This is a genomic window from Microbispora sp. H11081, from assembly GCF_012999535.1.
Taxonomy (GTDB): Bacteria; Actinomycetota; Actinomycetes; order Streptosporangiales; family Streptosporangiaceae; genus Microbispora.
Genome location: NZ_JABBWV010000004.1, coordinates 243,818 through 270,401, shown reverse-complemented (window position 1 = coordinate 270,401; position 26,584 = coordinate 243,818). Strand labels below are relative to the sequence as shown.

Sequence of the window (26,584 nt, the reverse complement as noted above, 5' to 3'; positions counted from 1 at the left end):
CGAATTCGGGAATAGCCGGGGACGAAACTCCGCGGCGGCCTATAGTTCGAAAACGGATCCCGCCGGACCGCCGCCGGGACCACGAACGCGCCCGGCGGTTTCTCCCTCGCCCGGGGGACCACGCCCCCCGCACCGAGGCCCCCGGCCGCGTGACCGACGAGGGCACGGGGAGTCCGATGAGCCTGCCGCCGCACAGCCGTCACCGGGTGGATCACGGCCTCGCGGAGTACGGCTCGGTGCTCGGGCGCAGGCGTCTGATCGCCGCCCTCTGCCTGCTCGCGGGGGTGGGAGGCGGCGCGGCGGCGCTCACGCTGACCCCCGAGCGGTACACCGCGACCGCCCAGGTGCAGGTATTGCCGACCGGCGCGCAGGAACAGTTCAACGTGCCGAACGCGCGGCAGCGAGAAGTGCTCAATCTCGACACGGAATCGCAGATCGCCCGGTCCGCGGTCGTCTCCGCCCGCGCCGCCGAGATTCTGAAAAGTCCAGATCCGGAGGGATTGCGGGAGCACGTGGTGGTGGACGTTCCCCCCAATTCCGCCATTCTTTCCATTTCATTTTCCGCGTCCGATCCCCGGGCCGCGGCGGCGGGAGCGCAGGCGTACGCGGAGGCGTACCTGGGCAACCGCGCCCGCGCCGCCGAGGACTCGATCGGCGCCCAGCTCAAGCTGATCGCCGCACGGCTGCGCGTGGTCCAGGACGACCTCAACGAGGCCACCGAGAGCGCCCAGACCGCCGCCACCCAGACCACGGCCACCCAGACGACGGCCGCCCAGACCGCGACGGCACACACCGCGACGGCGCGGCGGGCCATGCTCGCCCGGCAGGTGTCCGACCTCACGCTGCGCTACGACGCACTCAGGACCATCGCGGTGACGCCTGGCACGGTCATCAGCCCCGCCAGGCCGCCGGAGCGACCGGCCCACCCGAGCCCGCCTCTCTTCCTCGGCAGCGGGCTCTTCCTCGGCATCCTGGCCGGGGTGGGCGCCGCGTTCTGCCGCGACCGTCTGGACACCCGCGTCCGCACGTGCGGGGACATCGAGAGGCTGTGCGGCGTGCCGCTGCTCGCCGAGCTTCCGGCCAGGCCGGACGCCAAGGTCCTCGACGAGATGGCCGCCGCGGTCGCCACGTCGCTGGGCGGCGGTCCTCACCGGCTGCTCCTCGAAGGCGTCGGCGGTCACGGAGGTAGGGGCGGCCACGGAGGCGAGAGCACGCAGACCGCGGTCAGGCCGCTCGCCAAGGGCCTCGGATCCGCGCTCGCGCATCTCGCGCCGGTGACGGTCGTGACCGGAAGGTCCGCCCATCCCGACGCCGCCCTGCTGCTGGTCGGCCTGGGGCGGACGACCTCCACCGAGGTCGCCGGCGCCGTACGTCAGCTCGCCAGGCAGGGCGCCCGCGTGCTCGGGGCCGTCGCCGTGCCACCGGGGTTCGTCGCGCCCGTGCCCGAGACCGCGGAGTGGGGCGCGTGACGCCCCCCGGCCCCCGTGACGCGATCGGCGTCGCCGCGGTCACCGCCCTCCCGCCGCCGGTCCCGGCGCGGGAGCCGGGATCTGGGCCGGGATCTGGGCCGGGATCGAGGACGGGGTGGGGGGACCGGCCGCCCGCCGCCGACCAGCCCTTTCCCTCCGGCCGCGCGGGACGCCGGCGCCGTCGTCCGGCGCGGGCGGCGTGGCCGATCGCGGCGCTCCTGCTCGGCTATCCGGTCTGGTGGGCGCTCGGCCTCGGCGGGCTGTCGGTGGTGGTGCTGGCCGGGCCCATGACGGCGATGCTGTGGCGCAGGCGGCCGATCCGCGTGCCGAAGGGCTTCGGCCTGTGGGCGCTGCTGCTCACGGGTTACCTCGTCAGCGCGCTCACGCTCGCAGAGACCCCGGACGGCACGTACGGCGAGTTCGCCACCGGCCGGGTCATCGGCTACCTGATGCGGCTGGCCGTCTACGTCTCACTTCTGATCATGGTGCTCTACCTGGGCAACCTCACCCATGACGAACTGCCGCAGCGCACCCTGGTCAGGTGGCTGGGCGTGCTGTTCCTGACGGCCGTCGCGGGCGGCCTGCTGGGCGTGCTCGCGCCCGGCTTCGAGTTCACCTCGCCGATGGAGATGGCGCTGCCGCAGCCGATCGCCGGGCATCCCTTCGTCGCCAACCTGATCCACCCGACCGCCGCCCAGATTCAGCACGTGCTCGGGCACGCCGCGCCACGCCCGGAGGCGCCGTTCGAGTGGGCCAACGCCTGGGGCAGCGACGTGTCGGTGCTGGTGATCTGGTTCGTGGTGGGCTGGTGGGCCCACGGCGGGCCTTACCGGCGCGTGGTGGCCGTGCTCGCGCTCGCCGTCGCCGCCGTCCCCGTCGTCTACTCGCTCAACCGCGGCCTGTGGATCGGGCTCGGGGTCTCGGTGGCCTATCTCGTGATCCGGGGCGGGCGCCCCCTGGTGGCGGGCGCGGTCGCGGCCGTCGCCGCGGCGGCGTTCCTGCTGTCGCCGCTCAGCGGCATCGTCGCCCAGCGGCTGGACAACCCGCACAGCAACGGCATCCGCGCGTTCACGGTCACGTCCACGATCCGGGTCGCGACCACGTCCCCGGTGATCGGCTACGGCAACACCCGCAACGCGTACGGCAGCCACCGGACCGTGACGACGGGCCGCAGCGCGTGGTGCGTCGACTGCGGCCATCCCCCGCTCGGCAGCGACGGGCAACTGTGGCTGCTCCTGATCAGCCAGGGCTTCACGGGCGCCCTGCTGTACGTCGCCTTCTTCGCCGGCGCGGTGCGGCGCTACTGGTCGGACCGGTCGCCGATCGGCAAGGCCGGGACGCTCGTGATGATCCTGGTGCTGCTCTACATGGTCGTCTACGACGGGCTGATCAGCGCCCTGACCCTCTTCCTGATCTCCTTCGCCCTGCTCTGGCGCAACGCCGCCGTCGCAACGGACCTCGGGGAGGCCCGATGAGGGACGCCGCCGACCGTCTCCGCTACCTGGACCAGGTCATGGACCTGCTGTTCCCCGGCCAGGGCGCCCGTCCTGGCGCCCGCAGCGTGCTGCCGCACCGTCTCGTCCCCCGGCGGGTCGTCCCGCGCGCGTGGTGGCACGGCGCGCTGGGCCGCGCCCTGCCCGTCGGCGGCGGGCCGGACACGATCGAGACGCACCTGAGCGACGTCCTCGGCCGCCGCGTGCGGGTGGTCGTCCACGTCAGGCCCGCCCGCCGCGCCAACCGCAAGCCGATCCTGGAGGCGTACGACGAGTCGGGGCTCGCGGGGTTCGTGAAGATCGGCGACTCGCCGCCGGCCAGGCGCCTGGTGCGGTACGAGAGCGAGGTGCTGCGCATGCTCGCCGGGCGGCCCCTGAAGGTCGTCGTCCCGCCCGACCTGCTGTATCACGGCGAGTGGCGCGGCCTTGAGGTGCTGATGCTGTCCCCGCTCCCCGTCTCCTCCCGCCGCGTGCCCGCCGGCCTGCTCACCTCGGCCGCGCGGGAGATCGCCGCCATCCGGCCGTACGGCGACGAGGGGACGGGGGAGGCGGCCTGGCACGGTGACTTCACCCCGTGGAACGTCGCGGCGGGGGCGGACGGACGGCTGCTCGTGTGGGACTGGGAACGGTTCGCCGTGGGCGTGCCGCTCGGCTTCGACGCCCTCCACCACTTCTTCCACCGGGCGCTGCGCCGGATGCCGCCCGCGGTCGCCGCCCGGTCCTGTCTCGCCCAGGCGGGCGGGCTGCTGGAGCCGTTCGGGGTGGACGTGGGCCTGGCCCGCCGTACCGCGGTCCACTACCTGATCGCCCTGGCGGAGCGGCATCGTCGCGACGGCCACGAGCCGCTCGGGCCGCCCGCCGTCTGGCTGAACCCCCTCGTGGACCACCAGGAGTGCCTGCTGTGAAGACGCCGTTGAAGCAGTCGGCGCACGCCGTCTCCTACGCCGCGGGCCGGGCGACCAGCGCCGGGAGGGTGCTGCCGTCGTTCCTGGTCGTCGGCGCGCAGCGGTGCGGCACGACCTCGCTGTACCGCGCCCTTTCCCGCCACCCGCTGGTGATGAAGCCGGTGCTGCGCAAGGGCGTCCACTACTTCGACATGGCCTACGAGCGTGGCCTGCCGTGGTATCGCGCCCACTTCCCGCTGACGTCCAGTGCCCGGATGCTCGGCTTTCGGTACGGCCTGGCGCCCCAGGCGTTCGAGTCGGCCCCTTACTACCTGTTCCATCCCCTTGCGGGGGCACGCATCGCGGCCGACCTGCCCGGCGTCAAGCTGATCGTCCTGGTCAGGGATCCGGTCGAGCGGGCCCGCTCCGCGCACGCGCACGAACTGGCGCGCGGGTTCGAGACCGAGCCGAGCTTCGAGCACGCCCTCGCGCTGGAGCCGGAGCGCCTGGAAGGCGAGGCCGAACGGCTGCGGGCCGACCCCGGCTACGCGAGCCACGCGCACCGGCATCACGCGTACCTTGCCCGGGGCCGGTACGCCGAGCAGCTCGCCCGGCTGGAGCCCCTGGTGGGGCGCGACCGGATCCTGGTGCTCGACAGCGGGCTGCTGTTCCGCGACCCCGCCACCGCATACGACCGGGTGCTCGGCTTCCTCGGGCTGCCCCGGCTGGGGGACGTGGCGTTCGAGCGGCACAACGCCCGGCCGCGTCAGCCCATGCCCACGTCGGTCCACCGCCGGCTCAGGGAGCACTTCGAGCCGTGGGACGCGCTGCTCGTGCCGTGGCTGGGAGCGGTGCCCTCGTGGCGGCGCTGACCGGCCCGACGCGGCCCGGCGGTCTTCTCCGGCACGGAATCGCGGGCCTGGCCACGGCGGCCGCCGCCGCGGGCGGGCAGTTCGCGCTCGTCCTCGTGGTCACGCGGTCGCTCTCGCCGCAGGCCGCCGGGGCGTTCTTCACCGCCACGTCGGTGTGCCTGATGCTCGCGGGCATCGTGCGCCTCGACGCCGGCAACGGGCTGGTCCACGCCCTGGCCCGCGACCATCCCGTCCCCGCCCCGGGCGGGGGCCGGCGGCTCGTCCTCGGGGTGCTCGCGCCGGTGGCCGTGCTCGCGTCCGTGACCGGCGCGGGGGTCGCCGTGGCGGCGGGGCCGCTCGCCGGGCTCACCGGCGTGCCCGGCGGCGTCTGGGTGGTGCTGGCCGCCGCCCTGCCGTTCGTCGCCCTGTCCGACGTGCTGATCTGCGCCACTCGCGGCCTCGGCACCATGCGGCCGACGCTGCTGCTCGCCGGGGCCGTACAGCCGCTCGGGCAGCTCGCGCTCGTCACCGCCGCCGTGCTCTGCGCGGCCCCGCCGCAGGTGCTGGCCGCCGCCTGGGCGCTTCCCCCGGTGGCGGGCGCGGTGCTGGCCGCCGTACGGCTGCGCGGGCTCGGGCCGTACGACATGGGAGAGGTCGGGGCCTTCTGGCGGCACACCTGGCCGCGTTCGGCGGCGGCGGCCCTGCAGTCGGTCTTCCAGCGGCTCGACGTGGTGGTCGTGGCGCTGCTCGCCGGGCCCGCCGCCGCGGCCGTCTACACCGCCGCGACCCGGTTCAAGGTGGTGGGACAGCTCGCCGGTCAGGGTCTCGCCCAGGCCGCGCAGGCACGGCTGGTCAGGGCACTCGCCGAAGGCGACCTGAACGGCGCCCGCGCGCTTTATCGCACCACCACCAGGTGGCTGGTCGTGCTCACCTGGCCGCTGTGGCTGGGCTACGCGGCGCTCGCGCCGTGGCTGCTGCCGCTGTTCGGGCCCGCCTACGCGGGCGGCGGCGCGATCGCGCTCGTCCTCGCCGCGACGATGATGGTGGCGACCGCCTGCGGCATGGTCGACGTCGTGCTCGTCGCGGGCGGGCGCACCGCCGCCAGCCTGGCCAACGTGACCGCGGCCCTCGCCGTGACGGTCGCCCTCGACCTGCTGCTCGTCCCCGCGTACGGCGCGCTTGGCGCGGTGCTCGGCTGGTCGGGCGGCGTGCTCGTGAAGAACCTGCTGCCCGCCGTCCAGGTCCGCCGCCGGTACGGCCTGCTCCCCTTCGGCGCGAGGCGTGCCGAACCCGCGCGGGCGGCCGCGTGACCGCCGAGCCTCCCGTGCTGGTCACGGGCCTGCCGCGCAGCGGCACGAGCTGGGTGGGCCGGATGCTCACCGCGAGCGGGCGGCTGGTCTACGTCAACGAGCCGCTGAACCCGCAGCGCCCGCCCGGCCGCTCCCCCGGCGTGCTCGACGCGTCCGTGACGCACCGTTTCCAGTACATCTGCCCGGACGACGAGACGCCCTGGCTCGCGGCGTTCTCCCGTACGGTCGCGCTGCGCTACGGCTGGGCGGCCGAGATCCGCCGCAACCACGGCCCCGGCGACCTCGCGCGGATGGCCAAGTACGGCACGGCGTTCACCCTGGGCCGCCTGCTGGCCAGGCGGGCGCTGCTCGACGATCCGTTCGCGCTGCTGTCCGCCGAGTGGTTCGCCGCCCGCCTCGGCTGCCGGGTGGTCGTCGTGGTCCGCGACCCGGTGTCGTTCGCCGCGAGCTGGCGGCGGCTCGGCTGGCGGGTGGACGTGCGCGAACTGCTCGGCCAGCCCTTCCTGCTGCGTGACCACCCGTACGTGGCCGATCTCGGGCGCCACATCGGCGAGCGGGACGTGGTCACCGCGGCGGCCGTGCTGTGGCGGGCCGCGCGGCGGGTCACCGACACGGTGGCCCGGCGGACGGCAGGCGTCAGGGTCGTGCGCTACGAGGACCTGTGCGCCGCGCCCGTCGACGGCTTCCGCGACCTGTACGACTGGTGCGGCCTGCCCTGGACCGGCCGCGCCGCCCGCCGGATCACCGCGGCCTGCACGCGCTCCCGCCCCGGATCTCGCCCCGCCTTCGCCTGGACGGGCCTGTCCCGTACGGCCTACCGCCCGATGGACTCCCGGCGGGCCCTCATGTCGGCCTCACTCCCCCAGGACGACGCCGCCCGCGTACGCGCCCTGGCGTACGGCTGATCGGCGTGTCGCCCACGACTACGTATTGGAGGGCTGGTGCCGGTCAGTGGTGGACACCATCGAGTTCGGGAAAATCCATCATTCCGCCGACGGCGGAGGTACGTTGTTTCCCGAACTGCACGAGAGCGGGAGAGCACATGGAGTCGAGGGCGCGGCCTCAGAACGAGGCTGAAGTCCTGACGGCCGGGATCGCCGTCCTCAGAGACCGGTTGCCACCGGGGTGGGACGTCCGGTCACGCAGCCACGGCAGAGTTCCCGATACCCGCTTCGACGCAGTCTGGGAGGTGACCGCACCAGATGGAAGCACGGTCGTGCTGGTGGTGGAAGCCAAACGCCTGGTGGAAAGGCGCGACACCGCCACACTGCTTCAGCGATTGAACACCTCCACAGGAACCATGCCAGGCAGCCGTGGGGTTGTCGTGTCCAGATACCTGTCGCCACCGGTACGTGAACAGCTCTCCAACGCCGGCCTGTCCTACATCGACGCGACAGGCAACATCCATTTGACCGCGCCTCGGCCCGGACTCTACATAGCGGACCGAGGCGCTGACCGCGACCCATGGCGCGGCCCCGGCAGACCACGCGGAACACTGAAGGGCGCTCCTGCGGCCAAAGTCGTACGTGCGCTGCTAGACCATGACAGATCATGGGCGATTCGCGAATTGGTTGATATCGCGGGCGTTTCCACGGGGTCGACTTACCGGGTGATTGAGTTCCTCGAGACAGAGGGCTTCGCGATGCGAAACAGTTCGGGAGCTGTCATCGTGCCCGACTGGGTTCCGCTTCTGCGGCGCTGGAGCGAGGACTACGGGTTCGTGCGGAACAGCCGCGTCACCCGCTGGATAGCACCGAGAGGTCTATCGAATCTCCTGCAACGGGCAGCGGGGAGTTCTGTTCGCTACGCCGTGACCGGGACCTTGGCCGCCGCTACGTGGGCTCCCTACGCCCCCGCCCGCTCCGCGATGATCTATACGTCGGACGCCGAGCGATCCGCACGGCTTTGGGATCTCCGTCCCGCAGATGCCGGGGCGAATGTCATGTTGGCCGAGCCCGAAATCGACGTCGTCTTCGCTCGCGCCCTAGTCGACGCCGCCGGCCTGTCGATCGCAGCGCCATCCCAGGTCGCCGTCGACCTCATGACAGGTCCTGGGCGCAGTCCTGCCGAAGCCGAAGAACTTGTCGAATGGATGACGCGCAATGAACCGTCCTGGCGTAGATAGAGGCGACCTCCTCGTTCGCTCTCGCTCCGCGCTTCTCGATGCTCTGGCCGCTCTGGATGCACATCGCGACGCGGTGATCGTGATCGGCGCGCAGGCCATCTACCTGCACACCGTGCGGAGCCCCGTGGCGCTGGCCGAAACGACCAAAGACAGCGATCTCGCACTCGATCCGAGGGTGCTGGAGGACGAGCCCCTTCTGGAGCAGTCCATGGGCCGTGCGGGGTTCTACCGTGACCCCCTTGGTGGGCAGCCCGGCGCGTGGCTGAACTCCGAGGGCATTCCTGTCGATCTGATGGTGCCCGAAGCTCTCGCAGGATCCGGCACCAAGAACACACGAGGTGCACGTATCCCCCCGCATGATCGGCGTGCTGCCCGCCGTGCTCGAGGTCTCGAAGCCGCCGTCATCGACAACATGGTCATGGAGGTCACCGCGCTTGACCCGCACGACCACCGGTCGTATCGGGTCAAGGTCGCCGGGCCTGCGGCCTTACTAGTGGCCAAGCTCCACAAGATTTTCGAACGCGTAGCCGTTCCGCACCGGCTCAACGACAAGGACGCACACGACATATACCGCATCTTGATCGACACCGACACCCTCCAACTGGCTGCCGCCTTCGACGCCCTACTCGGTGACCCCATCAGCAGCGAGACCACCGATCAGGCCGTCGAATACCTAGCTGCACTGTTCGCATCGAGCCCTGACGCGCTCGGAGCGAGGATGGCGGGACGCGCGGAAGAGGGCATCGGTGAACCTGAAACTGTCGCCTTGGCGACGTCCCTCCTCGCCGCTGATCTCGTGCGGGCAATGCGGCCCGACTGAAGCGCACCGCCCACGCCTCCGACGGGGCGACCACAAACCCTGAACCAGCGGTCCCGCTAGCCGAGGGTGGTGTCGCCGAGGGAGGCGAGGAGGGTGCGCAGCGCGCCCACCAGGTGATCGCGCTCCTCGGGGTCCAGCGGCGCCAGCAGCCGCGCCTCGTTCGCGACGTGCGGCGCCAGCACCTGGTCCACGAGCGCGAGGCCGCTGCCGGTGAGCCGTACGCGGACGGACCGCCGGTCGCCGGAATCCGGGATCCGTTCGACCAGACCTCGGGCCGCCATCCGGTCGATGCGGTTCGTGATCGCGCCGGAGGTCACCATGGCCGCCCTGTTCAGGGCTCCCGCCGTCAGCTCGTACGGCGCGCCTGATCGGCGCAGGGTCGCGAGCACGTCGAACTCCCACGGCTCCAGCCCGTACGACGAGAAGAACTCCTTGAGCTCACGGTCCAGCAGCCGCGCCAGCCTGGAGACCCGCCCGACGACGCCGATCGGCCAGGGGTCGACGTCCGGCCGTTCCCGCCGCCACTGGTCCAGCAGCAAGTCGACGGCGTCGCCCATCCGGCCTCCCGCGGAGTCTCTCAGCGTTCGTTTATTTGACGTCGAACTGTTCGGCATGCTGTTATCTCAACGCTGAGATTATCAACGAGGAGCAGCCGTGAGAATCGCCGATCGTGGTTCCCTGCAGGCGCCGGGCACGCTCGCCCTCACCGCGTTCACCCCACTCGTCTGGGGTTCGACCTACGCCGTGACGACCGAGTTCCTCCCGCCCGACCGTCCGCTGTTCACGGCGTTGACCAGGGCGTTGCCCGCCGGGCTCGTGCTGCTCGCCGTCACCCGCGTGCTGCCGCGAGGAGTGTGGATCTGGCGGGCGGCGGTGCTCGGCGCGCTGAACATCGGCGTGTTCTTCCCTCTGCTGTTCCTCGCGGCCTACCGGCTGCCGGGCGGCGTCGCGGCCGTGCTGGGCGCCGCCGGCCCGTTGATCGCGCTCGCCCTCGCCGCCCTGCTGCTGGCCGAGCGACCCACGCTGCACAAGGTGTTCGCCGGGCTCGTCGGGCTGCTCGGGGTCAGCCTGGTCGTCCTGCGCGCCGAGGCGCAACTGGACATGGTCGGGGTGCTCGCCGGACTCCTGGGGACCGCTTCCATGTCGGCGGGGACCGTGCTGACCAAGCGCTGGGGCCGTCCCGAGGGCGTGGGCGCGCTCGCCCTCACCGGATGGCAACTCGCCGCCGGCGGGCTGCTGCTCGTCCCGGTCGCCCTGCTCATCGAGGGCGCGCCGCCCGCCCTCAGCGGCGAGAACCTGCTCGGCTACGCCTATCTGGGCCTCTTCGGCACCGCCATCGCCTACTGGATCTGGTTCCGCGGCATCGGCCGCCTGCCCGCCACGTCGGTCGCCTTCCTCGCGTTGCTGAGTCCGGTGTCCGCCGCCGTGATCGGCTGGGTCGCCCTCGGTCAGGCGCTCAGCCCGATTCAGTTGCTCGGCATGGTCCTCGCCCTCGGCGGCACCCTGCTCGGCCAGACGTCGTCGCCGACCACTCCCGCCGCCCCGCCCGAGCCCGTACGGCCCCCGGCCGAGCCGCCCGCGGCCGAGCACGCCCGCCCGTCCCGCTGACAGGGGACACAGCTGACAGGGGACACAGGAGGCGGAGGACACGCGAGGCGCAGGAGACAGGGAAGGCGGCGCGGGCGCGGCGGGCGGCACGTGGGAGGATTTCTCAGGGCCGTGCTGTCACCACCGGAGGACGGGCGCGATGCACGACGAAAAGATCAGCGACTTCCTCTCCCGGCTCGCCGACCGGGTCCCCGCCCCGGGCGGAGGCGCCGCCGCGGCCCTGCAGGCCGCCCAGGCCGCTGCGCTGCTGGGCATGGTCGCGCGGTACAGCACCGGTGAGAAGTACGCCGGGCACGCGTCCCTGATCGAGCGGATCATCGGCGAGACCGACGAACTGCGGTCGAGCGCGCTGCGCCTGGCCGAGGACGACGAGGCGGCGTTCACGGCGGTCACCGAGGCGTACAAGCTGCCCAAGGACACCGACGAGGCGAAGGCCGCCCGGTCGGCCGCCATCGCCGAGGCGCTGGTGGGGGCGGGCAGGGTCCCGGCCGAGGTCGTCGGCGTCGCGGGGAGGGCCGTCGGCATCGCCGAGGAACTGCTGCCCGTCGGCAACCGGAACGTCGTCTCCGACATCGCCGCCGCCACCGAGGCCGCGCGGTCCGCGGCGACCACCGCCCGGGTGAACATCGAGATCAATCTCGGCGGGATCAAGGACGAGCGGGCCCGCGCCGAGCTGACCGCCGTGGCGGCAGGCGTGGACGACGTGGCCGCGCGGGCCGAACGGGTCACCGCCGCGGTCCGTACGGAGATCGCCAGGTGAGCGCCCAGGTGCTCTCCGGCAAGGAGCTCGCCGCCACCGTCCGGGCCGAGGCCGCCGAGCGGGCCGCCGCGCTCGCCGCGGCCGGCAGGCCGCCGAAGCTCGCGGTCGTCGTGGCGAACGCGGACGAGTCCAGCGCCTGGTACGTGCGCTCGATCGCACGTGCCGCCGAGAAGGCCGGCATCGCCTGCGACATCGTCGGCCTCGGCGCGGAGGCCGACCCCGGCCGGATCCGCGACCGGCTCGCGGAGCTGAGCGCCGACGACACCGTCCACGGCGTCATCCTCCAGACCCCGCTGCCTCGGGGAGCGAAGCTGGAGGACCTGGCCGGCGCGATCACGGTCGGGAAGGACGTCGACGGCGCCAACCCGCTGTCGCTGGGCCGCCTGGCTGCGGGCCTGCCCGCGTTCGCTCCGGCGACCGCCGAGGCGATCGTGGCGATCCTCGACCACCACGGCGTCGACCTGGCCGGCCTGCACGTCGCCGTGGTCGGCCGGTCCACGGTGGTCGGCAAGCCCGTCGCCCATCTCCTGCTGGACAGGAACGCCACCGTGACGGTCTGCCACTCCCGCACGCGCGACCTCGCCGCGGTCACCGCCGTGGCCGACGTGGTCGTGGCGGCGGCCGGCCGCCCCGGGCTGATCACGGCCGAGCACGTGCGTACGGGGGCGGTCGTCGTGGACGTCGGCACCAACCCCACCGAGGACGGCGGCCTGGTCGGCGACGTCGACGCCATCGCGGTCGCGGAGAAGGCGGGGGCGCTCACCCCCGTGCCCGGCGGGGTGGGCCCGGTCACCACCGCGTTGCTGCTGCGGCACACCGTCCGATCCGCCGAACGCGGCTGACACGTCCCCCTCCCGCCCGCGCCGGGCGCCCCCGTACGGCCGACAGGTTTTCGAGATTCGGGCGGCACCGGCTGTCGATTTCGTGACTCTTCCGCGTCGTAGAGGAGAGCGGCCCCGCGAGGCGGCCGCCGCGCACCGGAGGAGAGAACCGATGAAGTACCTACTGTTGGTCTGTGTCGATGAGTCGATCGAGGTCAGCCCCGAGCAGGCCGACCCCGAGCCGTGGGTCGAGGAGACCGAGCGCCGAGGCGTACGCATCGACGGGCATCGCCTGTGCGCCGCCGACGACGCCACGACGGTGCGAGGCGGACTGGTGACCCAGGGGCCGTTCGCCGAGACCAAGGAGCAGATCGCCGGATTCGACATCATCGATTGCGCCGACCTGGACGAGGCCATCGAGATCGCCTCGAAGCATCCCGTGGCGTCGTTCGGCGCGATCGAGGTGAGGCCGTTCTGGCCGGAATGAGCGACGCCGACGTCACCCGGGTCGTCGAGGAGGCGTTCCGCGAGGAGTGGGGCCGCGTCGTCGCCACGCTCATCCGGCTGACCGGCGATTGGGACCTGGCCGAGGAGTGCGCCCAGGACGCGTTCGCCCAGGCGCTCGCCCGCTGGCCCCGGGACGGCGTGCCGCGCCGTCCCGGGGCGTGGCTCACCACGGCCGCCCGCAACCGGGCGCTGGACCGGTTCCGCCGCGGCGCCACCGAGGAGGCGCGGCTGCGCGCACTGGCGTCGGCGCCGGCCGACCCCGATCCGGAGCCCGCCGAGGAGGATCACGTGCCCGACGACCGGCTGCGCCTGATGTTCACTTGCTGCCACCCGGCTCTGCCGCTGGAGGCGCAGGTCGCCCTCACGCTCCGTACGCTCGCGGGGCTGACCACGGCCGAGATCGCCGCCGCGTTCATAGTGCCCGAGGCGACCATGGCGCAGCGGCTGGTCAGGGCCAAGCGGAAGATCCGCAACGCGGGCATCCCCTACCGGGTGCCGCCCGCGCATCTCCTGGCCGAGCGTACGGCGGGTGTGCTCGGCGTGCTGTACGTCCTGTTCACCGAGGGATACTCGGCCAGCGGCGGGCCGAGCCCCGCCCGGCCGGAACTGGCGGCCGAGGCCATCAGGCTCGCCCGGGTGCTCGCCGGGCTCATGCCGGACGAGCCCGAGGCGCTCGGGCTGCTCGCGCTCATGCTGCTGCAGGACTCACGGCGCGCGGCCCGGTTCGACGCGGCGGGCGACATCGTCACGTTGGAGTTCCAGGACCGCGCGAAGTGGGATCACGACGAGATCGAGGAGGGGCTGCGTCTGCTGGACGACGCGCTGGCGCGCCGCCGCTCCGGGCCGTACCAGGTGCAGGCGGCCATCGCCGCCTGCCACGCCACCGCCCTCGACCCGGACGACACCGACTGGCCGCAGATCGCCGGGCTGTACGCGCGGCTGGCCCGGCTGGCGCCGTCCCCGGTGGTCGAGTTGAACCGGGCGGTGGCCGTGGCGATGGCGGACGGTCCCCTCGCCGGTCTGCGGCTCGTCGACACGCTGCGAGCCGACGGCCGGCTGGCCGGGCACCACCTGCTCGCCGCGACCCGTGCGGACCTGCTGCGCCGGCTGGGCCGTACGGCGGAGGCCGCGCAGTCCTACGAGGAGGCCCTGGCACTCGCGCCGACGGACGCGGAGCGCCGCTATCTCACCCGCAGGCTCGCCGAGACCAATGGAACCTGACAGGTGGCGCGGTCATGCGGCGGCCATGGTGCGGGCGAGCAGCGGAACACCACCGGACTTCCCGTGCGAGCGTCCGTGGGCGCTACCGCAGTTGGTCGCGGCGGCGGGTCAGGTAGGCGGTCTCGGCGGTGTTGCCGGCCAGTTCGATGGCTCTGTCGTAGGCCGCGCGCGACTCCCGGCCGCGGCCCAGCCGGCGCAGCAGGTCGGCGCGGGTGGCGTGGTAGGCGTGATAACCGGCCAACCTGGGCTCAAGACGGCCGACAGCCGCCAGTGCCACCTCCGGGCCGTCGAGCTCGGCCACCGCGATGGCCCGGTTGAGTGCGGTGATCGGCGAGGGGTCGAGGCGGACGAGCTGGTCGTAGAGGGCGAGGACCTGCGACCAGTCGGTGTCGCGCATGTCGCGGGCGGAGGTGTGCACGGCGTTGATCGCCGCGAGAATCTGGTAGCGACCCGGAGCCGCCCCGGCGGCGGCAGCGGCCAGGCGCTCGCGCACCAGCCGGTGACCCTCGGCGATCAGCGCCGCGTCCCAGGCCCCACGGTCCTGCTCGTCGAGAGCGACCAGTTCGCCGTCGGCCGAGACCCGGGCGGGGCGGCGGGCCTCGGTCAGAAGCATCAGCGCCAGCAGCCCGGCCACCTCACCGTCCTGTGGCAGGAGCGCGCGGATCAGGCGAGTGAGCCGGATCGCCTCGGCGGTCAGCTCGTGCCGTACGGGATCGGTGCCGGGGCCGGTGGCCAGGTAGCCCTCGTTGAAGACGAGGTAGAGGACGGCGAGGACCCCGGAAACGCGCGCCGGAAGATCCTCCGCCGACGGCACCCGATAGGGGATGCGGGCCGCCTTGATCTTGGCCTTCGCGCGGGTGATCCGCTGCCCCATGGCGCTCTCGGCCACCAGGAAGGCGCGGGCGATCTCGGGCATGGTCAGGCCGGCGACCATGCGCAGCGTCAGCGCCACGCGGGTCTCCATCGCCAATGCCGGGTGACAGCAGGTGAAGATCAGCCGGAGCCGGTCGTCGTCGACGGCGCCAACAGCCTCGGGCGGGTCATCGTCGTATGACATCTGAGCCTTCCTGTGCTTGTCGTCGCGTTTGTTCTCCCGCCGGATCCGGTCGATGGCGTGGCGGTTGGCGGTGGTGGTCAGCCAGGCGCCCGGGTTGGGGGGCACGCCGTCTGCCGGCCACCGCTGAACGGCGGTCGCGAACGCCTCGGCGGCCGCCTCCTCTGCGATGTCGAGGTCACCGAAGCGCCTGGTCAGAGAGGCGACCACCCGGGCCCACTCCTCGTGGTGGGCCCGGGTGATCGCGTCGCGGACGTCGACGTCGTTCACAGGAACGGCCGCACCTCGATCTTCCGATCGCAGATCTTCGACGCCTCGGTGGCGAGCTTGAGCGCCACATCCAGATCGGGGGCCTCCCACACCCAGACGCCGGCGAGGTACTCCTTCGACTCCACGAAAGGCCCGTCGCTGAACACCGCCTCCTCGCCCCGGTTGTCGATGACCGTGGCTGCGTCGGTGTCCGCGAGTCCGCCCGCGAAGACCCAGTAGCCCTCGGCGATCAGTCGTTCGTTGAACGCGCTGATGGCAGGCTGCCTGTCCGTGCTGCCGGGATTGCTCTTGTCATCGATCACGGAAACCAGGTACCGCATCTGAAGATCGCCTCCTGTGGTGTCAAGACAGAGTGGTTCGGTGGTCAGGGACTTCACGCCGTCGGCGCATACTGCGGGCGCCCGGCCGGCCGGTAGACCTGGATCGTCACGCCCTTGGAGTCGACGCGCGACTCGATCAGGTCGAGCGCTAGATCCGGGCCGGCGTCGGGGAACAGCCGCGCGCCCTGGCCGACGACCACCGGGATGGTGATCAGAGTCATCTCGTCGACCAGATCGTTCTCCAGCAGCCACCGGCTCAGGATGCCACTGCCGTGCACCTGCAGCTCACCCCCCGGCTTGGCCTTCAGTTCCCGGACGGCGGCCGCGACGTCTCCGGACAGGACGGTCGTCCCCGACCATGCCGGATCTGTGATCGTGGCCGACGCCACGTACTTGGGCCGTGTGTTCAACGCCCGCAGGACGGGCTCCCAGCCCGGGACATCCTGGACGGTCGAGGACCCCCACGAGCCGGCGAACAGCTCGTAGGTGCGCCGGCCGAACAGAAACGCCTCGGCGCGCTGGTAGGTCTGCTTGATGAACGCGTGGGTCTCGTCGTCGCCCTTGCCCAGGGCCCATCCGCCGCGCTCGAATCCGTTCCTGCGGTCATCCGACGCGGCGCCGTTTCCCTGCATCACCCCGTCGACGGTGACCTGAGTCATGGTCGTCAGCTTCATGATCGCGGTTCCTCTGCCTTGGCGCCGTCCCTCGTGGACGGCTCACCCCTGCTACGAACACCACCGCCCTAATCCGACACCGCCTCCCGGATTTCTTCGAAGAACCTTTACGGGACGCCGGTCGCCGAGCTCACCCCTCATGGGGTGGTCATGGCGGCGTCGTGCCGTGGACGGAAGATTCGGCGTCTCCGGCGCCGGACACGAACCCTGGACGCCGGCGGCATCGAGACAGGCGTGACAGCGATCCGCGGCGATGGCCACGGCTCGCCCATCCGCTACATTTCGCCCTGTTGCCGCAAGAACGGACTCCCCATGAACGTCGTCCTTTGGGCCATCGCCGGCCTGCTCACCCTCGCCTTCCTCGTCGCCGGGGTGATGAAACTCGCCCAGCCGAAGGACAGGCTGGCCGCGTCCGGCATGGCCTGGACCGAGAACTTCTCCGCGGGCGCGGTCAAGGGCATCGGTGCTCTCGAGGTGCTGGTCGCCTTCGGCCTCGTCCTGCCCGCCGCCACGGGCATCGCCCCGGTCCTGACGCCGCTCGCCGCGCTCGGCATCGTCCTGATCATGGCCGGGGCGGTCGTCGTCCACGCCCGCCGCGCGGAATCCCAGGTCATCGTCGTCAACCTGGTGCTCCTGGTGCTGGCCGCCGTGGTCGCCTGGGGCCGCTTCGGTCCGTACGCCTTCTGACCTCTGCTTCCTACCCCTTGCTTCGCGGCCCGAAGGCCCTGCGCAGCAGGGCGCCCGACAGGAGGCGCAGGGCGAAAGGGAGGTCGTCGACGAGGTAGCGGCGGGCGAGCCGCCGGGGTTCGCCGAGCAGGCGGAACAGCCATTCCAGCCCGTGGTCGCCCATCCATCCCGGGGCGCGGCGCACGGACCCGGCGGCGAACGCGATGGCCGCGCCGCACCCCACGAACCAGGTGTCGGGCAGGTCGGCCCGGAGCGCCGCGATGAGCCGGTCCTGCCGGGGGAAGCCGAGCCCGGCGAAGACCAGGCGGGGCCGCGCGGCGACGAGCCGCGCCCGCAGCTCCGCCATCGCCGCCGCACTGGTCTCGAACCCGTACGGCGGGGCGTGGACGCCCGCCACGACCAGGCCGGGATGCCGCTCGCGCAGCGCGTCGCGCGCGGCCTCCGCGACGCCGGGCGGACCCCCGATGAGGTAGACGGGCATGCCCCTGGCGGCGGCGGCCCCGGTCAGCGACCAGATCAGGTCGGCTCCCGTGACCCGTTCCGGCAGCGGGCGCCCGAGCAGCCGCGACGCCCAGACCAGCGGCATGCCGTCGGCGACGGCGATCTCGGCCGCGTCGACCAGCGCCCGGAGCGACGGGTCGCGGGCGGCGGCGCGGCAGATGTCCACGTTCGGGGTGACGATGTGACCGCCCACGCCGCGCTCCAGGGCGGCCATGACGTGCGCGACCACCTGCGCCTCGGTGAGCGGGTCGAGCCGCACCGCGCCCACGCGGACCCTGTCGGCCCGGGCCCGCGCCGGTTCCGCCGTGGGGGCGGGGCTGTCGGCCATCAGATGCCGTGCCCGCGGAGGTGCAGGACGTGCAGCACGGCGCGCGGGCTGACCAGCCCTCCGGCGACCGCCAGTGCCACCGCCGCGCGCGGCTCGCCCGGCCGCGCGGAGAAGGCGCGCAGCGACCAGCGGGCGGCCTCGCGACGCCGGCCCAGGGCGGCGTGGCAGAAGGCGAGCTGCCCGTAGACGCGGGCCGCGCCCCGTGGCTCGGCGGCCAGGCCGGGATGCCGGGCGAGCATCCACTCAAGGCCCGCGATGCGGTCGGCCCAGCGTCCCGAGTAGTGCGAGGAGCCCCAGCGCACCCGCACGAGCGGCCGGTCGACGTGCACGATCGGATGCCGCAGGGCGGCCCGCAGCGCGAGGTCCCAGTCTTCGTTCTGCCCGCCAGGAGCGCTCTCGTCCACCCAGGCCCAGCCCCGGCGGAACAGGAACGTCGAGGAGTGCACCATCATCATTCGCGAGCGGGTGAGCTGCCTGTGGGTGACCCTGCCCGTGCCGGCCAGCCGCGGCATCCGGCGGTCGCCGTACTCGACCTCTACGGCGCAGCTCGCGAAGCCGGCGGCGGGCTCCTCCGCGAGGGCGGCGACCTGGGCGGTCAGCTTGCCGGGCAGCCAGAGGTCGTCGTCGTCGCAGAAGCCGACGAGGTCCGTGCCGAGCACGGAGATCCCGGTGTTCCGCGCGCCCGGCAGGCCGCTGACGCTCCGGTTGTCCAGCACGCGGACGCTACGGACTGCTCCGGCGGGCCCCTCGCCGGCGACGCCGGCCACCTGCCGGGCGACCAGGACGGCGGGGACGCCGTCGGCCACGACCGCCACGTCGACCCGCCCGGCGTAGTCCTGGGCGAGCACCCCGGTCAGCGCGGCGACGAGCAGGTCCGGCCGGTCACCCCGGGTGGGGATGACGACGCCGACGGACGGCCTCACCGCCGGGCTCCCCTGCGGTAGGCGAGGCCGTACCCGTAGAAGAGGAGCAGCGGAAGGGTGAGCGCGGTGACGAGCCACCGCTGGGTGCGCGGCAGGGGCGCGGGGCGGTCCCTGAGCGCGACCGGGCCGACGGAGAAGCGCATCGGGTTGCCTGAGACGGTGTGCGCGACCCCGAGCAGCGCCTCGCGGTCGTCCAGGAAGTCGAGGCCGCCGTCGGGGAGTCCGAGCCGCGCGGCCAGGCGCGCCAGGGTCGTGCGGGGGTCGCGCACCAGGTCCTCGTGACGCACCCGGACGACCTGCACGCCCTTGCGGCGCAGCACCTCGAAGGCGAGGTTCTGGGCCAGCCAGTGGACGGCCGTGCGCGCGGGCGTCCAGCGGGTCATCGGCCGCCCGTCCTCGGGCCTGCGCACCCTGCGCCGCCACGACGCGGCCACCGCGCGAGGGTCGCGCACCACCTGGACGACCCGCAGCTCCATGATCGCCGCCAGGCAGTACGCCAGGGAGGCGTGCTTGCTGGAGTCGACGACGACCCGGGCGTCGGCGATCCCGGCCGCCGCCGCGTAGATGCGGGAGTACGACCGGACGTACTCGGCCAGTTCGGCCTCACGGCTCGCGAGCCCGAGGGCGAGGAAGGGCAGGCGGCGGGTTCTGTCGACACGGGCGCGCAGGCCGGGCAGCCAGCCCGCCTGGCTCTGCCGCCACTGCCCGAACGCCCGGGCGCCCACCTTCGTCCAGAACGGGCACTGGGAGAACCGCTGCCCGCAGCCGCAGGGCTCGTCGGCGCGTACGCCGCGATCCCACAGGTGGACGACCTCACCGAGTGGCGCCACCCCTGGCACCTCGCCGAGGAGACGTTCGAGCAGGGTGCTGCCGCTGCGTCCCAGGCCGCCCACGAAGATCACTGGCTGAGTGTCGGCCACGTGCCCTCCACGGATGAGTGCGAAACGCGACGACACTAGCGCGGAGAGTAATCGGATGGCTGCCAATCGCCAAAGGATCTACTGCGGGCGACCCCTTGCGGGTGCGGCCCGGGGGCCGGGCGCGGGCGGCGCCGCCCGTCATGAGCGGCGGATCGCCACCTCGCGCCTCGATGCCCCCGGGGGCGTCTGAACAGGGCCTTCCCGGCCCTTCTTCACGCGCCGGTCAGCGCGCGTCGACGATCATCCCCGCTCCGACGGTGCCGTTGGTGGCCTCGTCGATCAGGATGAAACCGCCGGTCATGCGGTTGCGGGCGTAGTCGTCCACGAACAGCGGCTGGGTCGTACGCAGCGAAACCCGGCCGATCTCGTTCAGGCCGAGCGCGGTGGCCGACTCATCCCTGTGCAGGGTGTTGACGTCGAGCCGGTAGTGCAGATCGCGCACGAGAGCCCGCGCCGTACGGGTGGTGTGCTTGATGATCAGCTTGGACCTGGGCTGGAGCTTCACGCCGTCGGCCATCCAGCACACCATGGCGTCGATCTCCTGGGCGGTCTGCGGCTGGTTGTTCGGCCGGCAGATCATGTCGCCACGGGAGATGTCAATGTCGTCGCTCAGGCGCAGCGTGACCGACATCGGCGCGAACGCCTCCTCCACCGGGCCGTCGAACGTGTCGATCGCGGTGATCGTCGTGGCCAGGCCGGAGGGCAGGTGCAGCACCTCGTCGCCGGGCTTGAGCACGCCGCCCGCGACCTGTCCCGCGTAGCCCCGGTAGTCGTGCAGTTCCTGGCTGGTGGCGCTGTGCGGGCGGATGACGTACTGCACCGGGAAGCGCACGTCGACCAGGTTGCGGTCGGAGGCGATGTGCACGTTCTCCAGGTGGTGCAGCAGCGACGAGCCCTCGTACCACGGCGTGTTCTCCGACCGGGACACGACGTTGTCGCCGTGCAGGGCCGAGATGGGGATGAACGTCAGGTCCGAGGCGTTGAGCTTGCTCGCGAACGAGGTGAACTCCTCGCGGATCTCCTCGAACCTGGCCTCGGAGTAGTCGACGAGGTCCATCTTGTTGACCGCGAGCACGAGGTGCGGCACCCGCAGCAGCGTGGTCAGGAAGGCGTGCCGCCGCGACTGCTCGAGCACGCCCTTGCGCGCGTCGATCAGGATGATCGCCAGGTCGGCGGTGGATGCGCCGGTGACCATGTTCCGGGTGTACTGGATGTGCCCCGGGGTGTCGGCGATGATGAACTTCCGCTTGGGCGTCGCGAAGTAGCGGTACGCCACGTCGATCGTGATGCCCTGCTCGCGCTCGGCCCGCAGGCCGTCGGTCAGCAGCGACAGGTCGGTGTATTCCGTGCCCCTGTCGCGGGAGGTGCGCTCGACCGCTTCGAGCTGGTCCTCGAAGATCGCCTTGGAGTCGAACAGCAACCGCCCGATCAGCGTCGACTTGCCGTCGTCGACACTGCCCGCCGTCGCGAAACGAAGGATGTCCATCAGAAGTAGCCTTCCTTCTTGCGATCTTCCATGGCGGCCTCGGAGGCCCGGTCGTCGGCGCGGGTGGCCCCGCGCTCGGTGATCCGGGTGGCGGCGATCTCTTCGATGATCTGCTCGACCGTCGTGGCGGGGGAGGCGACCGCGCCCGTGCAGGTCATGTCGCCGACGGTGCGGTAACGGACGACGGCCTCGTACGCCGGCTCGTCGTCGCCCCGCTGCACCACCTCGGCGTCCGCGAGCAGCATGCCGTCGCGCTCGAAGACCCTGCGCGAGTGGGCGAAGTAGATCGACGGGATCTCGATCTCCTCGCGCCGGATGTAGTGCCACACGTCCAGCTCGGTCCAGTTCGACAGGGGGAACACCCGGATGTGCTCACCCCTGCTGATCTTGGTGTTGTAGAGGTTCCACAGCTCGGGACGCTGGTTCTTCGGGTCCCACTGGCCGAACTCGTCCCGGAAGGAGAACACCCGCTCCTTGGCCCGGGCCTTCTCCTCGTCGCGCCGGGCCCCGCCGAACACGGCGTCGAACTCGTGCTCCTCGATCGCGTCCAGCAGCGTCGTGGTCTGCAGCCGGTTGCGGGAGGCCCGCCGCCCGGTCTGCTCCACCACCCGCCCGGCGTCGATCGACGCCTGGACGGAGGCGACCACCAGCCGCGCGCCCAGCTCGGCGACCCGCCGGTCGCGGAACTCGATCACCTCGGGGAAGTTGTGGCCGGTGTCCACGTGCATCAGAGGAAAGGGGATCGGCGCCGGCCAGAAGGCCTTCTCCGCCACCCGCAGCATGACGATCGAGTCCTTGCCGCCCGAGAAGAGCAGACACGGGCGCTCGAACTCGGCCGCGACCTCGCGCATAATGTGGATCGCCTCGGCCTCGAGCACGTCGAGCTGCGACGTCGTGTAGTCACGCTGAAGCATGGGGACTTCCTTCACGGAGTCTGGCGATGCAGGTCACGGATTCCGGCGAGCAGCGTTGGCGCCAGATCCGGTAGGGAGACCAGGATATCGGGCAGCGAGGGGTCCCCCTGGTTGTAGGTCAGGGGTGAGCCGTCGATCCTGCTCGCGTGGGCCCCCGCCGCCACCGCCACCGCGACCGGCGCGGCCGAGTCCCACTCGTACTGGCCCCCGGCGTGCACGTACGCCTCGACCTCTCCGGTGAGGACCGCGGCGATCTTGGCGCCGGCCGAGCCGATGGGGACGAGCTCCCCGCCGAGGCGGGCGGCCAGCTCACGGACGAACTCGGGCGGCCGGGTGCGGCTGACCGCGATGCGGAACGGCTCGCGCGCCTTCTCCGGCAGCTCCGGCGGCACCGCCGTCGTGAGCGTACGGCCTTGTGCGGGCAGGGCGACCGCGCCGGCCGTGAGAGAGCCGCGTTCCCACAGGGCCACGTGGACGGCCCAGTCGGTGCGGCCCTCCTCGGAGAACTCGCGGGTGCCGTCGAGGGGATCGACGATCCAGACGCGCTCGGCCGACAGCCGCCGGGGGTCCATCCGCTCCTCGCGGGTCGCCTCCTCCGACAGGACGGCGTCGTCCGGCCGCAGCCGCGCCAGCGCGTCCATCAGGAACCGGTGCGAGGCCTGGTCACCCGCGTCCTTCAAGGCCCGGCCGTCCGCGAACCCGAGACGGGCGCGCAGCTCCACGAGCCGCTCCCCCGCCTCCGTCGCAAGCTCCCCGGCAAGGGAATGGTCGTCCCGCATCGTCATTCCTCAGTACGCTCCCGCCCCGCGCGCGACCGCGGACCACGTCTTCCATAAGATCTGCAGATCCAGCATGAGAGACCAGTTCTCGACATAACGTAGGTCCAACCGTACCGATTCCTCCCACGACAGGTCAGATCGGCCGTTGACCTGCCAAAGCCCGGTCATCCCCGGCCGCACGACCAGCCTCCGGCGTACGTCGTCGCCGTACCTCGCGACCTCCTCGGGCAACGGCGGACGCGGCCCGACGAGCGACATGTCGCCCCGCAGCACGTTGATGAGCTGTGGCAGCTCGTCGATCGAGTAACGCCGCAGCATGGCGCCGAGCGGGGTGACCCGCGGGTCTCTGCGCACCTTGAACAGCACGCCCTGGGCGTCGCTGACCAGCTCGACCTTGCGGGCCTCCGCGTCCTGCCGCATGGTGCGGAACTTCAGGATCGTGAACTCCGCGCCGTCCCTGCCGACCCGCCGCTGGCGGAACAGGGCGGGACCGGGACCGGTCGCCCGTACGGCCAGGGCGACGGCGGCCAGCAGCGGGGCCAGCACGACCAGTGCCACCGCGGCGACCAGCCGGTCGAACACGCCCTTGACCAGGCGGCGTCCCCCCGCGAGCTCGGGATGCTCCACATGCAGCAGCGGAAGCCCGGCGACGGGCCTGATCGCGGTGCGCGGACCGGCGACGTCCATCAGCGCGGGCGCCACCACGAGGTCGGTGCGGGTGCGCTCCAGCCGCCAGGCCAGCCTGCGCAGCGCCGTACCGTCCAGCTCGGGGCAGGCGAGCACCGCGACCGTGTCCGCCCTGACCTGCTCGACCACCAGCGGCACGTCGGTGAAGTCGCCGAGCACCGGCACGTCGCCCACCCTCCCGGTGGCGTGGGCGGGCACGCAGGCGGCCACCACCTCCATGCCGTGGTAGCGCTCCCTGCGGAAGGTGCCGACCAGCTCGGCGATCGCCGTACGGTGGCCCACGGCCACCACCCTGCGCATGCCGCCCTCGCCCCTCGCCCGCCTGCGGTGCAGCCGCCGCCGCAGGCCGTACCTGGCGCAGAGGGTGAGCACGGTGGCGAACGGCAGCGCGATCAGCACATAGCCGCGGGCGATGTCGATCTTGGATGCGTAGGCGGCGATCGCGATGCCCGCGACCAGCATGAAGCCCGCCCGCGCGACCCGGCGGAACTCCTCGGCCCCCACACCGATCAGGCGCGGCTCGTACGCCCGGTTCAGGACCAGGATCATCGCCCACACACCGGGCAGCGCGGCGCTCGCCATGACATACGGCGTCACGTACGGAGTAACCTCACCGAACCGGATCACTACGGCGGTGATCCCCGCGAGAAGGGCGCCCAGGATGTCGCAGGCGGCCGCGGCGAGCCGATATCGGACGGCCCACTCGGGCGGCCTGGGCATCGGATGGGCGGGCGAGTCCTTCGACGTGCCTGGGGCGAGCGAGGACGTGTCACCGTCCAGCACCATCGCCCCCCGTGATGACTCGGCCACCAATCGTGATGGAATGCTAGCCGCCCGCCCCGGCGCCTCAGGGAGAATTCAGTGAAAGCCGAAACGTACATCTCGGTTGATGTCGAGGCGGACGGCCCGATTCCGGGGCCGTACTCCATGGTCAGCTTCGGCATGACCGTGGCCGGCCGGATGACCGGGCGGCGGTTCGAGCGGACCGACCCTGAGGCGTTGACGTTCTACGCCGAGCTACGCCCGATCAGCGACGACTACGTCCCTGAGGCGCTGGCGGTAAGCGGTCTCGACCGGGCCGCACTGCTGCGCGAGGGACGCGACCCCGCCGATGCGATGAAGGCGGCGGCGGCCTGGGTGCGCGAGGTGTGCGGCGACGACCTGCCGGTGCTCGCGGCCTTCCCGCTGTCGTACGACTGGATGTGGATGTACTGGTACTGGCTGCGGTTCACCGGCCAGTCGCCCTTCGGCCACTCCCGGTGCGTCGACATCAAGACGTTGTACGCCGCCAAGGCCGTGGTGCCGGTGGCCTGGGCGACCAAACGCCAGATGCCGCGCGAGGTGCGCACGAACCGCCCCCACACCCACAACGCGCTGGACGACGCCATCGAGCAGGCGGAACTGCTGCAGAACCTCATGGAGTGGCCGGGGGCGGCCCGCCGCGGAGCCGGCGACGTCAGCGGGGCGGCTTCGCCGGGTTGAGATCGCCGGAATGGAAACGGTTCTGCGTGGCCTCAAGGCCGGCGGTCATCACCGACTCCACCATGTCGGCCGCCCGGTCGACGAGGAACGGCAGGTCCTTGCGCTCGGCCGTGGCGAAGTCGCGCAGCACGAACGTCGCAGGGTCCATGCGGCCCGGCGGACGGCCGATGCCGAACCGGATCCGCGGGTAGTCGCGCGTGCCCAGCGCCTTAGTGATCGACTTCAGGCCGTTGTGCCCGTTGTCGCCGCCGCCGATCTTCGCGCGCAGCGCGCCGTACGGGATGTCCAGCTCGTCGTGAACCACGATCACCCGTTCCGGAGTGACCTTGTAGAAGTCGGCCAGCGCCTTCACCGGGCCGCCGGACAGGTTCATGAACGACAGCGGCTTGGCCAGCACGACCGGGAGTGCGGCCAGGCGGCCCTCGACCACCTCGGCCCGCGATTTGTGCGCCTTGAACCGCCCGCCCATCCGGGCCGCCAGCTCGTCGAGCACCATGAAGCCCGCGTTGTGCCGGTTCCCCGCGTACTCCGGCCCGGGGTTGCCCAGGCCCGCCACCAGCCACCGCTGCGTGGACGCGTCGGACATCGCTGTCTCCTCCGCTGTCTCCTCACATGGAAGAGCCCTCCACAGGACACCTGTGGAGGACTCTCTCACGAACGGGTCCTACTCGGCGGCCTCGGCGCTCTCGCCCTCGGCGGCGGCCTCGCCCTCCTCGGGCAGCTCGGCGACGGGGGCGCCGATCACCTGCAGCACCAGGGCCTCGGGGTCGCCCGCCAGCGTGGTGCCCTTCGGCAGGTCCAGGTCGCTCGCGTGCACCGCGAAGCCGGCGTCCTTGCCGTCCACGTCGACCTCGACGCCGGTCGGGATGTGGGTCGCCTCGGTCTCGACGGAGATCGTGACGAGCTGCTGCTCGACGATGGCGCTGCCGATCGGGTCGCCGGTGACGGTGACCGGGATCTCGACGGTGACCTTCTCGCCGCGCTTGACCAGCAGCAGGTCGACGTGCTCGAGGAAGCCCTTGATCGGGTCGCGCTGGACGCCCTTGGGCAGCGCGATCTCGTCCACGCCCTCGCCGCGCAGGCGGATGAGCACGTTCGGCGTGCGCAGCGCGAGCAGCAGGTCGTGGCCGGGGAGGGTCAGGTGCTTGGTCTCGGTGCCGTGGCCGTACAGGACGGCGGGGACCTTGTTCGCCCGGCGGATCTTGCGGGCGGCGCCCTTGCCGAACTCGTTGCGAAGCTCGGCGGTGATGAGTACTTCGGACACGGCACATCTCCTAGGGATGACTCGATCGGCGGATTGCGCGCTCCCCCTCACCCGCCCTAGCGGAAGGCGTTACGAGCGCAACCCTCACACCCTACCGCGTCTCCCGCTTCGCACGGCGGGACGCTCTTACCCGCCGCCTTCCCTCGTCGCTCGGAGTCGCTCGTCCCTCGCTCCCCACTCACTCCTCAGTCCAGGCACCGGCGCGCCCCACCGGCTCGCTCGGCGTTCCCCGCTTGGCACGGTGTCGGCAGGTCGTTACGCTGGGCGCATGCTTCGTATGTCGTGTCTGGGCTGGTGGCGCTCCGTATAGGAGCGGCCATCTCACACGCGTACAGACCGGGCCGTTCGGATGGACGGCCCTTTTTCGTGCTCACCGGGCACGTGGCCGCCATCTCGAACCGGCGGACCACCTGCCAAGGAGAGACC

General features: G+C 72.2%; 28 protein-coding genes. 15 read left to right on the top strand and 13 right to left on the bottom strand.

The window, feature by feature from the left end; genetic code table 11:
* Nucleotides 1-176 precede the first annotated feature (176 nt).
* The 8 genes from HHX31_RS13585 to HHX31_RS13550 all read left to right on the top strand — a co-directional run bounded on the left by HHX31_RS13585 (nucleotide 177) and on the right by HHX31_RS13550 (nucleotide 8,952).
* Nucleotides 177-1,469: a YveK family protein gene (locus HHX31_RS13585; RefSeq protein WP_169948606.1), complete on the top strand. Its 1,293-nt coding sequence runs from the start codon at nucleotides 177-179 to the stop codon at nucleotides 1,467-1,469.
* Entirely contained in the window at nucleotides 1,466-2,944 is a 1,479-nt protein-coding gene (locus HHX31_RS13580) for a hypothetical protein (protein WP_311931771.1), read from the top strand. The genes HHX31_RS13585 and HHX31_RS13580 overlap by 4 nt, the downstream gene beginning before the upstream one ends.
* On the top strand, nucleotides 2,941-3,867 hold the full coding sequence (locus HHX31_RS13575; protein WP_169948605.1) for a hypothetical protein: 927 nt from the start codon (nucleotides 2,941-2,943) through the stop codon (nucleotides 3,865-3,867). Before HHX31_RS13580 ends, HHX31_RS13575 begins: the two co-directional genes overlap by 4 nt.
* Nucleotides 3,864-4,718 carry a sulfotransferase domain-containing protein gene (locus HHX31_RS13570; RefSeq protein WP_169948604.1) on the top strand — a complete coding sequence of 285 codons (855 nt, stop codon included), beginning with the start codon at nucleotides 3,864-3,866 and terminating at the stop codon, nucleotides 4,716-4,718. The genes HHX31_RS13575 and HHX31_RS13570 overlap by 4 nt, the downstream gene beginning before the upstream one ends.
* A complete protein-coding gene (locus HHX31_RS13565) occupies nucleotides 4,685-6,007 on the top strand; it encodes a polysaccharide biosynthesis C-terminal domain-containing protein (protein ID WP_311931770.1) in 1,323 nt (440 codons plus the stop codon). The genes HHX31_RS13570 and HHX31_RS13565 overlap by 34 nt, the downstream gene beginning before the upstream one ends.
* Nucleotides 6,004-6,912 (top strand): sulfotransferase, encoded by a 909-nt coding sequence (locus HHX31_RS13560; protein ID WP_169948603.1) that lies wholly within the window; start codon nucleotides 6,004-6,006, stop codon nucleotides 6,910-6,912. The genes HHX31_RS13565 and HHX31_RS13560 overlap by 4 nt, the downstream gene beginning before the upstream one ends.
* 137 nt (nucleotides 6,913-7,049) lie before the next feature.
* Nucleotides 7,050-8,132: a hypothetical protein gene (locus HHX31_RS13555; protein WP_169948602.1), complete on the top strand. Its 1,083-nt coding sequence runs from the start codon at nucleotides 7,050-7,052 to the stop codon at nucleotides 8,130-8,132.
* 73 nt (nucleotides 8,133-8,205) lie between these two features.
* Nucleotides 8,206-8,952: a hypothetical protein gene (locus HHX31_RS13550; RefSeq protein WP_311931769.1), complete on the top strand. Its 747-nt coding sequence runs from the start codon at nucleotides 8,206-8,208 to the stop codon at nucleotides 8,950-8,952.
* Nucleotides 8,953-9,008: 56 nt separating this feature from the next.
* Here HHX31_RS13550 and HHX31_RS13545 read toward each other — a convergent pair whose 3' ends face one another.
* Nucleotides 9,009-9,509, bottom strand: coding sequence for a MarR family winged helix-turn-helix transcriptional regulator (locus tag HHX31_RS13545; protein ID WP_169948600.1), 501 nt, complete (start codon nucleotides 9,507-9,509; stop codon nucleotides 9,009-9,011).
* Between the two features lie 97 nt (nucleotides 9,510-9,606).
* On the opposite strand from HHX31_RS13545, the gene HHX31_RS13540 reads away from it, so the two are divergent.
* The 5 genes from HHX31_RS13540 (at nucleotide 9,607) to HHX31_RS13520 (ending at nucleotide 13,869) form a co-directional block, all read left to right on the top strand.
* A complete protein-coding gene (locus HHX31_RS13540; protein ID WP_311931768.1) occupies nucleotides 9,607-10,560 on the top strand; it encodes an EamA family transporter in 954 nt (317 codons plus the stop codon).
* 139 nt (nucleotides 10,561-10,699) lie between these two features.
* Nucleotides 10,700-11,320: a cyclodeaminase/cyclohydrolase family protein gene (locus tag HHX31_RS13535; protein ID WP_169948599.1), complete on the top strand. Its 621-nt coding sequence runs from the start codon at nucleotides 10,700-10,702 to the stop codon at nucleotides 11,318-11,320.
* Complete coding sequence (locus HHX31_RS35640; protein WP_169948598.1) at nucleotides 11,317-12,162, top strand: bifunctional 5,10-methylenetetrahydrofolate dehydrogenase/5,10-methenyltetrahydrofolate cyclohydrolase; 846 nt, start codon at nucleotides 11,317-11,319, stop codon at nucleotides 12,160-12,162. The genes HHX31_RS13535 and HHX31_RS35640 overlap by 4 nt, the downstream gene beginning before the upstream one ends.
* 151 nt (nucleotides 12,163-12,313) lie before the next feature.
* Entirely contained in the window at nucleotides 12,314-12,628 is a 315-nt protein-coding gene (locus HHX31_RS13525; RefSeq protein WP_169948597.1) for a YciI family protein, read from the top strand.
* Entirely contained in the window at nucleotides 12,625-13,869 is a 1,245-nt protein-coding gene (locus HHX31_RS13520; RefSeq protein ID WP_169948596.1) for an RNA polymerase sigma factor, read from the top strand. Before HHX31_RS13525 ends, HHX31_RS13520 begins: the two co-directional genes overlap by 4 nt.
* An 82-nt stretch (nucleotides 13,870-13,951) precedes the next feature.
* Here the strand turns inward: HHX31_RS13520 and HHX31_RS13515 are convergent, their stop codons facing one another.
* The 3 genes from HHX31_RS13515 to HHX31_RS13505 are packed head-to-tail and all read right to left on the bottom strand — an operon-like array spanning nucleotide 13,952 to nucleotide 16,187.
* Complete coding sequence (locus HHX31_RS13515; protein WP_169948595.1) at nucleotides 13,952-15,193, bottom strand: RNA polymerase sigma factor; 1,242 nt, start codon at nucleotides 15,191-15,193, stop codon at nucleotides 13,952-13,954.
* Nucleotides 15,190-15,513 carry a YciI family protein gene (locus HHX31_RS13510; protein ID WP_169948594.1) on the bottom strand — a complete coding sequence of 108 codons (324 nt, stop codon included), beginning with the start codon at nucleotides 15,511-15,513 and terminating at the stop codon, nucleotides 15,190-15,192. Before HHX31_RS13510 ends, HHX31_RS13515 begins: the two co-directional genes overlap by 4 nt.
* 53 nt (nucleotides 15,514-15,566) lie before the next feature.
* Nucleotides 15,567-16,187 (bottom strand): dihydrofolate reductase family protein, encoded by a 621-nt coding sequence (locus HHX31_RS13505; RefSeq protein ID WP_169948593.1) that lies wholly within the window; start codon nucleotides 16,185-16,187, stop codon nucleotides 15,567-15,569.
* A gap of 312 nt (nucleotides 16,188-16,499) precedes the next feature.
* On the opposite strand from HHX31_RS13505, the gene HHX31_RS13500 reads away from it, so the two are divergent.
* A complete protein-coding gene (locus HHX31_RS13500; RefSeq protein ID WP_169948592.1) occupies nucleotides 16,500-16,874 on the top strand; it encodes a DoxX family protein in 375 nt (124 codons plus the stop codon).
* A gap of 10 nt (nucleotides 16,875-16,884) precedes the next feature.
* Here the strand turns inward: HHX31_RS13500 and HHX31_RS13495 are convergent, their stop codons facing one another.
* From HHX31_RS13495 to HHX31_RS13465, 7 genes are all read right to left on the bottom strand, one after another.
* Nucleotides 16,885-17,703, bottom strand: coding sequence for a WecB/TagA/CpsF family glycosyltransferase (locus HHX31_RS13495; RefSeq protein ID WP_169948591.1), 819 nt, complete (start codon nucleotides 17,701-17,703; stop codon nucleotides 16,885-16,887).
* Nucleotides 17,703-18,626 carry a glycosyltransferase family 2 protein gene (locus HHX31_RS13490; RefSeq protein ID WP_169948590.1) on the bottom strand — a complete coding sequence of 308 codons (924 nt, stop codon included), beginning with the start codon at nucleotides 18,624-18,626 and terminating at the stop codon, nucleotides 17,703-17,705. The genes HHX31_RS13495 and HHX31_RS13490 overlap by 1 nt, the downstream gene beginning before the upstream one ends.
* A complete protein-coding gene (locus HHX31_RS13485; protein ID WP_311931767.1) occupies nucleotides 18,623-19,546 on the bottom strand; it encodes a sulfotransferase in 924 nt (307 codons plus the stop codon). The genes HHX31_RS13490 and HHX31_RS13485 overlap by 4 nt, the downstream gene beginning before the upstream one ends.
* A gap of 223 nt (nucleotides 19,547-19,769) precedes the next feature.
* Nucleotides 19,770-21,032: a sulfate adenylyltransferase subunit CysN gene (gene cysN / locus HHX31_RS13480; RefSeq protein ID WP_169948589.1), complete on the bottom strand. Its 1,263-nt coding sequence runs from the start codon at nucleotides 21,030-21,032 to the stop codon at nucleotides 19,770-19,772.
* Nucleotides 21,032-21,946 (bottom strand): sulfate adenylyltransferase subunit CysD, encoded by a 915-nt coding sequence (gene cysD / locus HHX31_RS13475; protein WP_169948588.1) that lies wholly within the window; start codon nucleotides 21,944-21,946, stop codon nucleotides 21,032-21,034. Before cysD ends, cysN begins: the two co-directional genes overlap by 1 nt.
* An 11-nt stretch (nucleotides 21,947-21,957) precedes the next feature.
* The gene (locus HHX31_RS13470; RefSeq protein WP_169948587.1) at nucleotides 21,958-22,731 is read right to left on the bottom strand and encodes a 3'(2'),5'-bisphosphate nucleotidase CysQ; all 774 of its coding nucleotides are present in this window, start codon (nucleotides 22,729-22,731) and stop codon (nucleotides 21,958-21,960) included.
* A 3-nt stretch (nucleotides 22,732-22,734) separates the two neighbouring features.
* A complete protein-coding gene (locus HHX31_RS13465) occupies nucleotides 22,735-24,132 on the bottom strand; it encodes a sugar transferase (protein WP_169948856.1) in 1,398 nt (465 codons plus the stop codon).
* 141 nt (nucleotides 24,133-24,273) lie between these two features.
* On the opposite strand from HHX31_RS13465, the gene HHX31_RS13460 reads away from it, so the two are divergent.
* Entirely contained in the window at nucleotides 24,274-24,894 is a 621-nt protein-coding gene (locus HHX31_RS13460) for an exonuclease (protein ID WP_169948586.1), read from the top strand.
* On the opposite strand, the gene pth is transcribed toward HHX31_RS13460, so the two are convergent.
* On the bottom strand, nucleotides 24,869-25,480 hold the full coding sequence (gene pth / locus HHX31_RS13455; protein ID WP_169948585.1) for an aminoacyl-tRNA hydrolase: 612 nt from the start codon (nucleotides 25,478-25,480) through the stop codon (nucleotides 24,869-24,871). The genes HHX31_RS13460 and pth overlap by 26 nt on opposite strands.
* A 78-nt stretch (nucleotides 25,481-25,558) precedes the next feature.
* Nucleotides 25,559-26,158 (bottom strand): 50S ribosomal protein L25/general stress protein Ctc, encoded by a 600-nt coding sequence (locus HHX31_RS13450; RefSeq protein WP_169948584.1) that lies wholly within the window; start codon nucleotides 26,156-26,158, stop codon nucleotides 25,559-25,561.
* Between the last annotated feature and the right edge of the window lie 426 nt (nucleotides 26,159-26,584).